The following is a 13,835-nucleotide window of genomic DNA, read 5'->3' as shown; positions in this document are numbered from 1 at the left end:
TTTGAAATCGATTTCACCATCACTTATTTTAAGGAGAGGATCAACATGGCAAAATGGAACAAAATTTTGACTTCCCGGGCGTCCGGAGAGCGTTTAACCCCTGTAGGGGAACTTACATCTCAAACAGCTTCGCAAAATAGCGGCAAGAGCATTCGCATCTCGCCGGAACAAACCTTCCAAACGATGATCGGCTTCGGCGGAGCGTTTACGGAAGCGGCGGCATACACCCTGTCGCGGATCAGTCCTGAAAAACGCGCAAAGGTCATCCGCAGTTATTTTGATCCGGTGGATGGACTTGGCTACAACATCGGTCGCGTGCACATTCACAGCTGCGACTTTGCGTTGGAGAACTACACCTACGTAGAAGAGAACGATACGGAGCTCAAAACGTTCGACATTTCCCGTGACCGCAAATGGGTGCTTCCGCTGATACACGATGCCGTTAAAGCCGCAGGGCAAGATCTTAAGCTGCTGGCTTCTCCTTGGAGTCCTCCGGCTTGGATGAAGACGAACGGCGAAATGAACCATGGCGGTCAATTGAAACCGGAACACCGCGACACTTGGGCGCTTTATTACACGAAATTTATCAACGCTTACCGTTCGGAAGGCGTGCCGATTTGGGCCATCACCGTACAAAATGAACCGGCAGCGGTTCAAACCTGGGATTCCTGCATTTACAGCGGGGAAGAAGAACGGGATTTTGTCCGTGATCATCTGGGTCCTGTGATGCATCGCGAAGGCTATGAAGACGTTAAAATTTTGATTTGGGACCATAACCGCGACATCATCGTGGAGCGTGCCAGCGCGGTTCTGTCCGATCCGGAAGCGGCCAAATACGTTTGGGGAACCGGGCTTCACTGGTATGTCAGCGAAGAGTTCGAAAACGTCGGCAAGGTGCACGACTTGTTCCCGGATAAGCATTTGCTCTTCACGGAAGGCTGCCAGGAAGAAGGCGTGAAGATCGGAGCCTGGTTTACCGGCGAACGTTATGGACGCAACATGATCGGCGACTTCAATAACTGGACGGAAGGGTACCTCGACTGGAACCTTGTGCTTGACGAAACCGGCGGCCCGAACCACGTTAACAACCTGTGCGACGCTCCGATCATAGCCGATACCGTAGCCGATACCGTATATTACAACAGCTCTTACTACTACATCGGACATTTCAGCAAATACGTCGCTCCGGGCGCGGTACGCATCGGTTTGGATGTGCAAGCGGAAGGCTTGCTGTCGACCGCATTCCGCAATCCGGACGGCAGCATTGTCGTTGTGGTACAAAACGAAACCGACCTGAATCATGCGTTCAGCCTCGAGCTTGCCGGCGAAGCCGTTTCCGATACGCTCGAAGCCCATTCCATCGCAACGTATATCATTAAATAATTCATCTTTCGGCTTATCGGAGGTTTGAAGCTAATGGCGAAGTTCTCTTTTGAAGAAAATGCGTTTGTAATTCAAGAGTATGATCAAGCAAAGCCATTCTCCAGTTTTCTGCCGGGCCTGGCCGGATTAAAGGGAATCCCGATGTGGACGTTTTACGTCAATCGCGGGCAGGTGGTGTGCAGCTTCGGGATCCGCGACAAGAACAGTCCGATCATGGAGTTTTCCCCAGCCAGCATTACGTATCAGTCGGTTGGGATGAAGGGCTTCCGGACATTTATTAAGACTCAGAGGGAACCGGGCGTGTATGAGCCTTTCCAAAGCGCCCGGCCTGAGCCCTCCGCCAAGCGAAGCATGCGTATCCTGCCGAACGAGGTGGGCATTGAGGAAGTGAATCAGGCGAAGGGCCTTCAAACGACGGTCACCTATTTTCACATTCCGAACGACGATTTTGCCGCGCTTGTAAGAAAAGTGGAAATCACGAATATCGGGAGCGAATCGCTCAAGCTGGAGATCCTTGACGGGCTTCCGGAAATTTTGCCTTACGGGGTGGAGAACGCCGGATATAAAGAAATTGGCAACCTCCTGCGCAGCTGGATGGAAGTCGAGAACCTGGAGCATGACATCCCTTATTACCGCGTGCGTTCGAGCACCCATGACGAGGCGGAAGTCAGCGAAGTGAAAAATGGCCACTTCTACTTGTCCTTCGGGGAGAACGGCAAGCTGCTGAAGACGATTGCCGACTTCGAAATCGTGTTCGGCGAGAATACGTCGCTGGCGTATCCCGACCGCTTTGCCGTTCATTCGCTGAATGAATTGACGGCTAAGACGCAGTATTGCGCCAACAAAGTACCGTGCGGGTTCACCGCCAAGGCGGCAGAGCTCGCGCCGGGTCACACCACGACCGTGTATACGCTGATTGGACACATTGACAGCGTAGAGCGCCTGAACGCCAAGGCCTCTTCGCTGGCAAGTCCCGACTACATCGCGCGGAAATACGCCGAAGCGGCCGGGCTTCCCGAGAAGCTGACCGATGACATCGCCACCAAAACGGCGCTGCCTTTGTTCGACGCATACAGCCGGCAAAGCTACTTGGATAACTTTTTGCGGGGAGGATATCCGTTTATTTTTGAAAATGGGCGGGAAGGGTTCGTTATCCACCTGTATTCGCGAAAACACGGCGATTTGGAACGGGATTACAACTTTTTCTCCATTGCGCCGGAATATTATTCGCAGGGCAACGGCAACTTCCGCGACGCCAACCAAAACCGGCGCAGCGATATCTATTTCAATCCGCGCGTAGGAACGTTTAATATCCGTACCTTCTTCAGCCTGATTCAGGCGGACGGATACAATCCGCTCGGCGTGGAAGGAACCAGCTTCCGGGTGCCGGAGAGCCGGGCGGCGCAGCTGTCCGGAGTGCTGGATTCCGCCGTATCCGACCGCAAGGAGGAGATTGCCAAGCTTTGTCTTGGAAAATTCACGCCGGGCAAATTGATTTCCTATGTGGCCCAGCATGGAGTGGGCTTAAAGGTCGGCGAACCGGAGCTTTTGACCGGCATCCTTTCCTTAGCCGATCAGCATATCGAAGCCGCCTTTAACGAGGGGTACTGGTCGGATCACTGGACCTACAACATGGATTTGATCGACAGCTATTTGGATATTTACCCGGATCGCCAAAACCGGCTGCTCTTCGATGAAAACGAGTATACGTTCTTCGATAGCCCGGCCAGAGTACTGCCGAGAAGCGAGAAGTATGTGCTGAGCGGAAATCAGGCCCGCCAATACGGCGCGCTCGTCCATGACGAGGAGAAAATGCAGAAATTCGGGCTGACTCTGAAAAGCACGAATTGGCTCAAAACCGCTCACGGCAGCGGGGAAGTGTACCGGACCAACTTGTACGTGAAGCTGCTGTCGCTTGCCCTGAACAAGTTCGCCACTCTCGATCCCGAAGGCATGGGCGTGGAGATGGAAGGCAACAAGCCGGGCTGGAACGATGCCATGAACGGACTTCCGGGCTTGTTCGGATCCGGTATGAGCGAAACCTTTGAATTGAAGCGAGTGCTGCAGTTCATCCTGAAAGCGTCGAAAGAAGCCGGGGAGCGGAGCGTCTCTGTTCCGGTTGAGATCGCGGATCTGCTGGATGAAGTAAGCGGGCTGCTGAAGACCAATCTGGGCGGAGAGTTGGATCAGTTCGATTATTGGGATCAGGTGGCTTCGGCGCGTGAACGGTATCGGGATCGCATCCGCTTTGGCATCGAAGGGGCGGAACGAACCCTTTCGCTTTCCGGGCTGGCGGAAATTTGGGAACGCATGCTGGATAAAATCGACCGCGGCATCAAACGGGCGATTCATCTGGGCAATGGCCTTACGCCGACCTATTTTGCTTTTGACGCGATTGAATTCGAACCTGTTCTGGGCCAACAGGGCGAGCCGCTTGTCAGCGGTTACGGATTGCCAAAAGTTACCGTTAAGAAGTTTGCCGCCCGTCCGCTGCCCCATTTCCTGGAAGGGCCTGCCCGCTGGATGAAAACCGTAGAGGATCCGGAGGAAGCGAAGGCAGCTTACGAGACGATCCGGCGCAGCGACTTGTTCGACGACAAAATCAAAATGTACAAAACCTCGGTCAGCTTAAACGAGGAGTCTCATGAAATCGGCCGGATTCGCGCCTTTACGCCGGGGTGGCTGGAACGGGAATCCGTTTTCCTGCATATGAGCTACAAGTATTTGCTTGCGCTGCTGAAAGCCGGGCTTACGGATGAGTTTTTCGCGGAGATTCAGGCTTCGCTGATTCCGTTCCTGGACCCAGCGGTTTACGGCCGCAGCACGCTGGAGAACTCGTCGTTCATCGCCACCGGCGTTAACCCGGACCCGCAAACGCATGGCCGCGGATTCGTGGCGCGGCTGAGCGGTTCGACCGCGGAGTTCCTCAGCATGTGGGTGACGATGATGGCCGGAAAGCATGTTTTCCGCGTCGAGAACAACGAGCTGCAGTTGGCGCTCCGTCCTATTTTGCCGGGATGGTTGTTTGATGATCGGGGAGAGGTGCGTTTCCGGTTCCTCGGAACGACGGAGGTCACGTACCATAACCCGCATAAAGTCAATACTTACGGGATTAACAAAGCCGTCGCCAAACAGATTCGGGTGTTGAAGCAGGATGGAACGACGGTGACGATCAACGATTCCGTCATTGCCGGAGAGCTCGCGGAAGAAGTCCGCAGCGGCAAGGTTCGGAGCATCGCCGTCGAACTGGCGTAACGAGCCGAAAGACATCATTTCGTATTGGGGCTGTCCTTTGCCGAAATTCGGCATCTAAGGATGGCCCTTTTTTAAAACCTGACATAGCCAAAAAAGGAACATAACGTTACAATAGCAGGTGGCACAAATCCATAAAACATAAAAAAATTTATCTATATTACCAGATATTGAAGGTTTTTTGCAAAGTTGTAGCGAATTTTAATCAGGTAACTCTTTAAATTATAGGCAGAGGTGCTGTAATGAGGGCTTTCATCAAAGGCGTGGCCATCTTTTTTGTTTTATCTATCGTGGTTTTCTGTGCGGTTCTTCTTGAAAGCTCCGGTGGCAGAGTAACAAATGAACAAATCATAGACCACTGGCAGGTGGTTTGGACCAAGCAGATTAATCCGAATATAAGCAAGGATGAATTGGACGCGCTTCACGGATGGAAGGAAGTCACTGCAGATTCCGCTGTTTCCCCAAAACCGGAAAAACATGCCTCTCAGTGGATCAAAATGGATATCCCCCAAGTCGATGCAGAGAGTCCGGCCTTACTCTTTGAAAAAATTTACGGATATCAAATTATCGTTCTATTGGACAATAAAGTGATTTACGAGTCAAAGAGAAATTACAACTATGAAGTCAATAAGATCATGCTGCCTCTCGATCATCAAACGATGGGAAAAACGATTTATATCGGGATTCAATCCGACAAAAGAATAGGCATTCAAAATCACGTGGTGGTTGGAGAGTTCGACAGGTTGCAGAATTCATTCGTGAAGTCCAACATTACGGATTTCATTTTAGGCAGCTCGCTGATTTTTATCGCATTCGTTATGCTGATTTGCTCCTTGTTTCTTAATACGGAAAACATGTCGAGCTGGTTATCGCTTTGCGCTGTAATCTTGTCTTGCGGGGTCATTGTCATAACCTATTCGACGTTCCTCTACTCCCTTTTTGGGGAATATGGCGGAGTTTTCGTCATTTTATTCGACCTTTCCCTGTTTGTTCTTCTGCCTTCGTTCACCTACTTTTTCGAGTGTATCTTTGGCAGCGGTTATTTATCGCTGATTACAAAATACAGGAAATTCCAAGTTATTTATTCGATTTTTTGTGTAGTTCTGATGATCATCAATCTATTGTCCCATAATCGCTTTTTCGACTTCTACAGGTTCGCCAGCGCAACGATTCTTGGCTTTATTATGATCGTTCAGTTTCTTCTTCTGGTGATTATGTCTACGATTTACACCATTCGTGGAAATACGGAGGCCATCATTTTCTCCATCGGGTTTGTTATTTTTGCCGTATTGGGATTAGGCGAGTTGCTGTGGTTTTACTTTAAGCTGGCCTACTACGATTTATTTCTGTGGAAATGGGGAGTCGTTTGCTTCCTCATATCTCTCATTATTATTTTAGGTAAAAAGTTTGCCCGAAATCATGAGCAGGTCGTCGAATATTCCAAACAATTGGAGATGTTCAACAATGATTTGCAGCGTTCCGAGAAGATGGAGATCATTAGCGAATTGGCGGCATCCGTTGCTCATGAAGTGCGGAATCCTTTGCAGGTTACACGCGGATTTCTGCAACTTCTAGTGGAGAAACAACAAAACTCGGATAAGCTGTATTTGAATATGGCTTTGGAGGAACTGGACCGCGCCTCGGGCATCATAACCGATTTTCTGACCTTTGCCAAACCGGAAGCCGGAAAAGTAACGACATTGAATGTTTTGGATGAATTTATCCATATCGAAGGGATTCTGATTCCGCTCGCCAATCTGCAAGGCGGGAAGATTTCGGTCCATGTTCCTAAAAATCTGTATGTTAAAGGAAGCTCGTCCAAATTTAAGCAAGCTTTCATCAATATCGTAAAAAATAGCATTGAATCGTTGCATGGCGAAGGAGACATTCAGATTTGGGGTTATGAAGAAAACGGCAAAGTTTTCATTCATATTAAAGATAATGGCGAGGGAATGGATAGCGACGTGCTTTCCCGTTTGGGCGAACCTTATTTTTCGAATAAGACGAAAGGAACGGGGCTGGGACTTATGGTTACTTTCCGTATTATCGAAGTAATGCAGGGGAGTATCGTGTTTACCAGCGAAAAAGGGGTTGGTACGGAGGCCGTTATCCAATTCCCTTCAGCAGGTTTCACTGAAGAAACTCAGAATTAAGACCGCTTATACCAACCCCAATGGAAAATAAAAAATTAAGCGCCCCAGATAGCGTTTGGTTTAGCTTCGGACTTAACGACTCCCGACGGACTTTGCGGAAGAACCAGGTAAAACTCGTCGGAGTTTTCTTCTACAGTTCTTACTTTGATGTGATCCGGGAGAATTACACCCAGTGCCTCCTGAATGGCAGCTTTCGGATCGGCAAGAAGTTTAGCCTTAAAGCTAGGGTCTTGCCATGCTTTTTGAATCACTTGCGACTGAAGGAGAGCTCCTGATGTCATAGAATCACCCTTTCTCTAAAAATGGTTATATTTTCCTACTTGAGTATAGCACGAATATTGTCGGAAATCTAGGAAGACTTCATATTTTTCGACAACCAATACTCCAAACCCCCATGTTGCAATAAATTTCGATCATTTTCGAGTTGTTTCGCCCCCTGCAAGAGATTTTGAACGAGGAACTCGTGAAAGCCATACAGGTACGGGATTCTAGTAGGAATGCCATCGCCGGCAAGTGTTCTATGGTTCTCTTCCGCGTATTTCGCATAGGTTGATAGAACCCCTTCCACAAAAAGGGCCTGACGGATCTCCTCTTCCGTAGGTCGCCGGTCTCCCGGAATCCGCATTTCCGCCTGAATCGTCGAGATCAGGCAATTATAACTGCCTTCCCGAAGGTCCTTTTCCCAATCCTGCCAGTCGTCCAGCATCTGCAGGGTAACCAGGACGGTATCTACCGCATTCTCAAAAAGCGGAATGAGACCCTCACGGCTTGTTCGCAGCAAAGACCCGGCTACGGTCAGCTTGACCGGGGAAGCCTTGTGGGCCACTTGAACCTGGTTCTCCCGGAAATAGTCGTGCTGATTCTCCAGGGTGACCGCTTCCGCCCATTCTGCGGCATATTTTCGATAGAAGGACCAGAACGGGGAATCGGCCGGGAATGAACCGCCGTATTTACGCATAAACTCAAAATGGATAAAATCAGCCAGCGGAAGCTGGTGTTTTTTTTGCGCCTCGGGTTCGTCCATGGCTTCGTCGATCAAATGGTAGTACATCATTCCGAATATGTTGGCGACCGCGAACGAACGGCAGTCCGAATCCGAAATACCGGCCGCATCCTTGAGCCAGAAGGGCAAAAGATAGCATATGTAGTTTTTGGAGCGGTGATCTTTCAGGGCATGGAATTTGTCGAGATAAAGAGTGGCTAAATCCCGAAATGTCCCGGGGAGTTCCGAAAGGAACGATTCCGCTTCGGCAAAAGCTGCTTCCAGCTCACTTTCAAAGTTCTCAAGCCATTTCATGCTACCACTTCCTTAATGGAGTAAACTATCAGTATAATTATAGAATAGAATGGCTGCGGAAGATACTTTTACAAGATGACCGGATAACTCAAAATGAGAGGGGCATTGTCGATGAAGGGAAAAATGGTGATTGTGACGGGAGCCAATTCCGGGATGGGACTGGCGTCGGTGGTTGAACTGACTCGGAGAGGAGCACATGTAATCATGGCCTGCCGGAGCGCCGAACGCGGGGAACAAGCGCTTGCGGCGGCAAAGGAGCGCAGCGGTTCGGATCAAATCGAGCTGATGCTTTGCGATTTGGGTTCGCTGGACAGCATCCGCCGGTTCGCTGAAGAATTCAAGGCGCGTTTCGGGGTTCTGGATGTGCTGCTCAATAATGCAGGCGTTGTTTCATTAAAGCGGCAAGTTACACAGCACGGGTTCGAGTCGCAAATCGGGATCAATCATTTGGGACATTTTCTGCTGACGTCGCTGCTGCTGGATCCGCTTAGAGCCGCCGAGCAAGGAAGAATCGTCAATGTGGCCTCTGGCGCTTATAAGGTCGGAAAAATCCATTTCGAGGACCCGAACCTGACCAAAGGCTATAACCCGGCGAAAGGATACGGGCAGTCGAAACTCGCGAATATTCTATTCACCGGGGAATTGGCCCGCCGGCTGCAGGGTACCCGGGTTACGGCCAACTGCCTGCATCCCGGAGCGGTGGCAACCAATATCGGTGTTGACCGGACAACGGGTTTCGGGAAAACCGTCGTGTCGATGATGCGCCCGTTTTTCCTGTCTGCCGAGCAAGGGGCGGAGACGGCGATTTATTTGTCTGCTGCGGAAGAAGTCGGCGGAGTGACCGGGCAGTATTTTTACAAGAAAAAACCGCAAACCTTGCTCGCAAAAGCCGCAGATCCCGAAGCTGCCCGCCGGTTGTGGGAATGGAGCGAACAACAGGTGGAGTATGCTGTTCCGACGGCTTAATACGGTTTGCTTGCCAATTCAACCGGGCAGCATTATAGCTGTTTGAACAACCCGTTATAAATTACGACAAGAAAGCAGCCGAGTTAACCTCGACTGCTTGTTCCTTATAAACGTATCAAATCTCTTGAAAGACGGTTTAGCCGTTCACTGCCGCTTTCGGTAATCAGCACCATGTCCTCGATCATGACGGAGCCAACGCCATAGCCATAATATGGGGTCTCAAGACAGATCACCATATTCGGCTGAAGCAGGGTGGTTTCCGTGCCGCTAAAGAACGGAGCCTCTTCGGTCGCGAGCGACAGGCCGATGCTGTGGCCCAGGTGGCCACGGTTGTAATCAGGTAAGCCCGAGCGGCGGATTACCTCCATGCCTTCATGAAAAACCGCAGCCATCGGAACGCCCGGCCCTACCATTTGCAGCATCCGGTCGTGACCGGGACGGAGCGCTTCATACGCCCGCTTGGCGGCATCCGCCGGTTCTCCAAGAGTAAAGGTGCGGGCAATATCCGAGCCGTATCCCTGGACATCAACGCCGACATCAAACTTGATCGTGTCCCCGGCTGCCGCCGGATGGGAACGGTACAGCGAAGCCGGATCAAAGTCCGGACCGACCGAGATGGTCGTAAAGCGATCGCTGAAGCCGACCGTCCGTCGGTAAGCCGCAATTCGGAAGGCGGCGGCGAGCTCGGAGGCCGTTTTGCCGGGAACGATTTCCGGCAAAACGGCAGTGATTGCTTCCTCCGCAATCGAGCAGCTTTCCCTCAGCCGCTCGATTTCAAAGCCGGTTTTCCGCAAGCGAAGCTCGGTAAACAGCGGGGATGCCTCCATCCATGTGACGCGGGGCAAACTTTCGCCGAGCAGGACCTGGGATGAAGTTTTCATCCCGCTTAACTCGGCGGCAATGCGGCCGTTCTCCGTACCGGAGTTTTCCAGCACTTCGATTAAGGCGGCCAAAGCCGCATCCGGGCGCGGTTCATCGGGGCGTTTTCCCTGAAAATGATCCCGTCTTAGCCCATACGGATCGTCGAGATCGATCCACTGCGGATAAGTGCGAATTTCGAAGCCGGGAATCGAATCGGGTAAGCCCGAGGCTTCAAACTCGCTCATCAGGATGACGGATTTCCTCGTCGAATCCCGGAAGATGACGGCAAACGCCGCCTCGCTCATCCGAAACGTATACATGAACATGCTGGGCTGTCCTGATAAATAATAGAAGTTTTCGGCCCCCGAGGCGATGATGGCGTCAAGATGCTCTTTTTCCATCAGGTTTCTCGCTCTGGCCGCTGTGTTCAGCAGATGATATTCCTTGGTGGCGTTCCTTTTGTCATACGTCATAAAGTTGTTTCCGGCTTGCAATGGGATTCAGCTCCTTGCATCAGGTCGCTTAATAGGCCTTTGATAAATGTTTCTCGATGCGGGTCAAAACCACGGACAATCCCGTGCTCATGATCCAGTACATGATGGCGATCGCGAGAAAAAACGGCATCGCCACATAATAACGGGCAACCAGAATCTGTGACGCGCGTAGCAACTCGACGACGGTAACCACCGAAACAAGAGAGGTTTCTTTCAGCGTCCCGATAAAGGTGTTGCCAAGCGGCGGAATGGCGGTTCTGGCGGCCTGCGGCAATACGACGAACCGCATGGTCTGCCAGCCGGTCATGCCGAGCGATCGGGCGGCTTCGCTTTGACCCTGGTCAACGGACTGTATGGTAGCCCGGAACGTCTCCGACACATAGGCTCCAATATTAATGCTCATCGAGATATAAGCCGCCATCATGGGATTTAAATTGATGCCGTAATCGGGCAGACCGAAATAAACGATGAACAGCTGGACGATAAGGGGCGTTCCCCGGATGACGGACACATACGCTTTGGCGACGTTTCGGATCAAGAGATTTCCTTTGATGCGGGCAACGGCCGTCACGAGTCCCAGGATTAAGCCAAAAAACATCGAAACCACCGTAATCTGCAGCGTATAATAAGCCCCGGTCAGGAGATAATCCAGGTTTTCCATCACGAGCTCCATCGGGCGTTTTCTCCTCTCGGGTTCGGTTTAAGCTTCCGCTTTGCTTAGAAGTTCGGATCGACGCCAAACCACTTATTATACAGCGTTTTGAGCGTTCCGTCGTCTTTGATTTCCTGAAGCGCCTTGTCGACCGCAGCCTGCAGCTCGGGGCTGTTCTTCGGCATGGCGACGCCGGCATAATCGGATTTCAAAGGATCGCCGACGGTTTTAAGGTCCAGATTGTTTTTTTCAATCAGCGGCTTTAGGGCAAAGACGTTATTGATCGTAGCGTCAATCCGGCCGGTGTTCAGATCCATCAGGGAGTTCAGATTATCGTTGTAAGTGACGATATCGAACTGGCCTACTTTGGGCAGCACTTCATCTCGCAGGTAAGTTTCATCGTTGGTTCCCAGCGCGACGCCGACTTTTTTGCCTTTGAAGTCATCGATGCTGTGAATGCTGTCGTTATTGCCTTTGACAATGATGCTGACATCGTTTTTCACATAAGGCTGGGAAAAATCGATGGATTGCTTGCGTTCATCCGTAATGGTTACTTGGCTGACAAGGGCATCGTATTTGCCTTTTTGCAGCCCTTCGATCAAGCCGGAGAATTCGCCGGTAACAAAATTGGCCTCTACGCCGATGCGTTTGGCAATTTCTTTGGAAATGTCGGCGTCGTAGCCGTCGACTTCATTGTCCTCGTTAACGAAGTTATAAGGGGCGTATGTGCCCATGAGTCCGATAGTGATTTTTCCTTTGCTTTTGATCGTTTCCAAAAGGTTCCCGGAAGCCGAACCGGCGTTTCCGGAGGTATTGGCAGGAGCGTTTCCCCCGCCGTTTACTGCGGAATTCTCGTTCTTGCCGGAGCCGCAAGCGGACAAAACCAGCGTTAATGCCGCAATCAGGGCCAGGATGATAAAGGGTTGTCTCTTTTTAAGGTTCATCGTTTCTCTCTCCTTTGAAAAAAAGTGTTTGTATATAGCTTTATTCCAGTCTGTCGGCCAAGCCGTAGAACTCAAACCGGGCGGTAGCGCGAGCCATTTGTTCGGCCGTATACACGGGCACGTAATCCGCGTCATGTTCAGGACCGAACAGCCACTTGGACATTGTGCCTTCGATCAGCGACACGAGCAGCAAGCTGCGAAGAGCGACACTCCCGGAGTCGGCGGGGAGCATGCCCAGATCGGAGGCTCTTTGAATGTTGGCCCGGAAGCCTTCCCCGAACGCCTGCCAAGTCTGTGAAATGGCGCCCTGGATCGCCGGGTCGGCGCCCTGGCCTTTCAGCAGCAGCAAGACCATCAAATACCGCTCGCTTTCGGCGAATTGAAAAAGTTCCGTCAGCAGTCCGCGTGTGGAACTCTCCATATCTTCAACGTTTCCGGGTAGTTTCCGGTACCCCTTGGCGATGGTTTCGACCAGCTTGTCCTTTCCGTTTTGGATCAGTTCAAGCGTCAGCTTCTCCTTGCTCTCGAAGTACCAGTAGAAGGTTCCTTGCGAGACGCCGGCGGTTTTGACGATATCGGAAATCTTGGTGTTATGGTAGCCTTTGCGGGCAAACCACTCCAGGGCGATTTTCTTTAATTGTTCCCGCCTTTGCGGATCCGCCGATGGTTTTTCTTTGTTCAGGTGAATCACCTTTCTTCCTGATTGACTCGTCAGTCAAGTTAATTCCGACTATTTATATGGTATTTATCGATAATGAGTTTGTCAACAAAAAAATAAAAAGGCGCCTCTGTCCTCATGGAGGCGTCTTTCGTATTCTTGTCACCAGATTTGATGCAGACCGATCAAAATCAGCAGCAGGCCGGATACGATCGTGGCCCCGTTGCCGAATTTCTCCGCGGCGTATTTTTTACCGAATCCGGCGCATATGGCAAGCAGCAGAAAGCTGAAGAATCCGACCGAAAAAGAGGTGTACCACACGTTGACTTGCGTAATCCCTGCGTTAAAACCGCCGGCCAGCGCATTCATGGCCAGCGCAATTCCAAGCAAAACCGATTCGCCCAGGCTGATGGATTTGGAGCTGTCTTTATCCGCTTCTTCGGGATTCCGCAGAAGCCTTGTTAACGGATTGGCGTCGGTCTCGGGCGGCGAGGGCTTTTTTTCCACGAAGGGCTGCAGCAGCACCCAGACGCCAACGCCGACAATGACCACGGTACCAAGCATTTGTCCGACCCAAGGATGGATCCAAGTTGAGATCCAACTGCCGAATAGACCCGACATCAGAGTGGCCAGGAAGGAGATCCAAGCAATGGCCAGATTGGAGTACCACGGAATGCGGATTTTCCGGACCCCGTAAGCAATGCCGACTCCCGCATTATCCAGGTTGGACGCCAGCCCTATGGCAATAACGGCCAACAAACTGTATGAACCCATGATGTTCGCTCCTTTGCATAGCGTGATAATTCAGCATATGCCCAGATTGCGAATTTGGTTTCTTAAGGAGCAATTGTCGAGAAATGGTTTCCTTTGGAATCGTGAACGTAGTATAATTAATTTAAGATATCTTGAGGAGTGATACATGTGCTTGAAAATTTGTTGCGTCCGACTCATTTGCTCCTGCTCGTGATCGCGGCGTTACTGTTGTTCGGCCCTAGCAAATTGCCGGAACTTGGGCGCAGCTTCGGCACGATGTTGAAGGAATTCAGGAAGGGCGCGCGCGGCGATGTCATTGAAGACGAGAAACCGCAAGAAATCAAAACCGCCCAAGATAAATAACGATCCTTGAGAAGGCACACGCAGGTGCCTTTTTTTGTTATTGGTATAAGCCAGTGGAG

General features: G+C 51.0%; 12 protein-coding genes. 5 read left to right on the top strand and 7 right to left on the bottom strand.

Annotation, left to right across the window (positions count from 1 at the left end; genetic code table 11):
* The first annotated feature begins 45 nt into the window (after positions 1-45).
* The 3 genes from ACI48K_RS01210 to ACI48K_RS01200 all read left to right on the top strand — a co-directional run bounded on the left by ACI48K_RS01210 (position 46) and on the right by ACI48K_RS01200 (position 6,788).
* Complete coding sequence (locus ACI48K_RS01210; RefSeq protein WP_475025733.1) at positions 46-1,383, top strand: glycoside hydrolase family 30 protein; 1,338 nt, start codon at positions 46-48, stop codon at positions 1,381-1,383.
* A 33-nt stretch (positions 1,384-1,416) separates the two neighbouring features.
* The gene (locus ACI48K_RS01205; RefSeq protein ID WP_475025732.1) at positions 1,417-4,638 is read left to right on the top strand and encodes a cellobiose phosphorylase; all 3,222 of its coding nucleotides are present in this window, start codon (positions 1,417-1,419) and stop codon (positions 4,636-4,638) included.
* A gap of 239 nt (positions 4,639-4,877) precedes the next feature.
* A complete protein-coding gene (locus ACI48K_RS01200) occupies positions 4,878-6,788 on the top strand; it encodes an ATP-binding protein (RefSeq protein WP_475025731.1) in 1,911 nt (636 codons plus the stop codon).
* 35 nt (positions 6,789-6,823) lie between these two features.
* Here ACI48K_RS01200 and ACI48K_RS01195 read toward each other — a convergent pair whose 3' ends face one another.
* Positions 6,824-7,069 (bottom strand): NHLP leader peptide family RiPP precursor, encoded by a 246-nt coding sequence (locus ACI48K_RS01195; RefSeq protein WP_475025730.1) that lies wholly within the window; start codon positions 7,067-7,069, stop codon positions 6,824-6,826.
* Between the two features lie 68 nt (positions 7,070-7,137).
* Positions 7,138-8,085 (bottom strand): hypothetical protein, encoded by a 948-nt coding sequence (locus tag ACI48K_RS01190; protein ID WP_475025729.1) that lies wholly within the window; start codon positions 8,083-8,085, stop codon positions 7,138-7,140.
* Positions 8,086-8,196: 111 nt separating this feature from the next.
* Here ACI48K_RS01190 and ACI48K_RS01185 point away from each other — a divergent pair, with 111 nt between their 5' ends.
* Entirely contained in the window at positions 8,197-9,051 is an 855-nt protein-coding gene (locus ACI48K_RS01185) for an SDR family oxidoreductase (RefSeq protein WP_475025728.1), read from the top strand.
* Positions 9,052-9,155: 104 nt separating this feature from the next.
* Here ACI48K_RS01185 and ACI48K_RS01180 read toward each other — a convergent pair whose 3' ends face one another.
* The 5 genes from ACI48K_RS01180 to ytaF all read right to left on the bottom strand — a co-directional run bounded on the left by ACI48K_RS01180 (position 9,156) and on the right by ytaF (position 13,434).
* Complete coding sequence (locus tag ACI48K_RS01180; protein ID WP_475025727.1) at positions 9,156-10,406, bottom strand: M24 family metallopeptidase; 1,251 nt, start codon at positions 10,404-10,406, stop codon at positions 9,156-9,158.
* A gap of 28 nt (positions 10,407-10,434) precedes the next feature.
* Positions 10,435-11,079 (bottom strand): amino acid ABC transporter permease, encoded by a 645-nt coding sequence (locus tag ACI48K_RS01175; protein ID WP_475025725.1) that lies wholly within the window; start codon positions 11,077-11,079, stop codon positions 10,435-10,437.
* Positions 11,080-11,123: 44 nt separating this feature from the next.
* Positions 11,124-12,002, bottom strand: a complete 879-nt coding sequence (locus ACI48K_RS01170) for a substrate-binding periplasmic protein (protein ID WP_475025724.1) — start codon at positions 12,000-12,002, stop codon at positions 11,124-11,126.
* 40 nt (positions 12,003-12,042) lie between these two features.
* Positions 12,043-12,693, bottom strand: a complete 651-nt coding sequence (locus ACI48K_RS01165) for a TetR/AcrR family transcriptional regulator (RefSeq protein WP_475025723.1) — start codon at positions 12,691-12,693, stop codon at positions 12,043-12,045.
* Between the two features lie 129 nt (positions 12,694-12,822).
* Entirely contained in the window at positions 12,823-13,434 is a 612-nt protein-coding gene (gene ytaF, locus ACI48K_RS01160; protein ID WP_475025722.1) for a sporulation membrane protein YtaF, read from the bottom strand.
* 147 nt (positions 13,435-13,581) lie between these two features.
* Between ytaF and ACI48K_RS01155 the strand changes: the two genes are divergently transcribed.
* Positions 13,582-13,776, top strand: a complete 195-nt coding sequence (locus tag ACI48K_RS01155) for a twin-arginine translocase TatA/TatE family subunit (RefSeq protein ID WP_475025721.1) — start codon at positions 13,582-13,584, stop codon at positions 13,774-13,776.
* Positions 13,777-13,835: the final 59 nt, after the last annotated feature.

The organism is Paenibacillus terrisolis, from assembly GCF_056171975.1.
The sequence above is the reverse complement of the archived record's forward strand: the minus strand, read 5'-3'. Positions and strand labels throughout refer to the sequence as shown.

Bases quoted from the DNA above. Each gene is read 5' to 3' on its own strand.
- ACI48K_RS01190 (WP_475025729.1), bottom strand. From the start codon at position 8,085: ATGAAATGGCTTGAGAACTTTGAAAGTGAGCTGGAAGCAGCTTTTGCC.
- ACI48K_RS01195 (WP_475025730.1), bottom strand. From the start codon at position 7,069: ATGACATCAGGAGCTCTCCTTCAGTCGCAAGTGATTCAAAAAGCATGG.
- ACI48K_RS01210 (WP_475025733.1), top strand. From the start codon at position 46: ATGGCAAAATGGAACAAAATTTTGACTTCCCGGGCGTCCGGAGAGCGT.
- ACI48K_RS01175 (WP_475025725.1), bottom strand. From the start codon at position 11,079: ATGGAGCTCGTGATGGAAAACCTGGATTATCTCCTGACCGGGGCTTAT.
- ACI48K_RS01205 (WP_475025732.1), top strand. From the start codon at position 1,417: ATGGCGAAGTTCTCTTTTGAAGAAAATGCGTTTGTAATTCAAGAGTAT.
- ytaF (WP_475025722.1), bottom strand. From the start codon at position 13,434: ATGGGTTCATACAGTTTGTTGGCCGTTATTGCCATAGGGCTGGCGTCC.
- ACI48K_RS01200 (WP_475025731.1), top strand. From the start codon at position 4,878: ATGAGGGCTTTCATCAAAGGCGTGGCCATCTTTTTTGTTTTATCTATC.
- ACI48K_RS01170 (WP_475025724.1), bottom strand. From the start codon at position 12,002: ATGAACCTTAAAAAGAGACAACCCTTTATCATCCTGGCCCTGATTGCG.
- ACI48K_RS01185 (WP_475025728.1), top strand. From the start codon at position 8,197: ATGAAGGGAAAAATGGTGATTGTGACGGGAGCCAATTCCGGGATGGGA.